Annotated in this window: 1 protein-coding gene; it reads right to left on the minus strand. The window is 40.9% G+C overall.

The features are described 5' to 3' along the window. Positions 1-241: hypothetical protein (locus SB754_RS21605; protein ID WP_410784368.1), on the minus strand; the 241-nt coding region annotated here is incomplete at its 3' end. Positions 242-254: the final 13 nt, after the last annotated feature.

The raw sequence follows: 254 nt of genomic DNA on the forward strand, positions 1-254 counted from the left end.
GTACATTGTTCAGTGCATTTTCAAAATGAAGGGCATCAACAGGTGCAAATGCCTCCTTTGCTTCCGATTTCAGCGTTATACTTTTAGAGGTATTCAATTGATGGCTTTCAGATAAATGTTTTAAAACAGGAACTAGGTCGGCCTCTCTTTTGTTTAAAATTGGGCCGTGCTGATCAAAAGAGGCCGTTTCAAGTAGTTTCTCGACCATTAGGTTCAACTTGGCCAATTGATCCTTGGACATGCCCACATAGGAT

The sequence above is a fragment of the Leifsonia sp. SIMBA_070 genome (genome assembly GCF_046534635.1).
Taxonomy (GTDB): domain Bacteria; phylum Actinomycetota; class Actinomycetes; order Actinomycetales; family Microbacteriaceae; genus Leifsonia.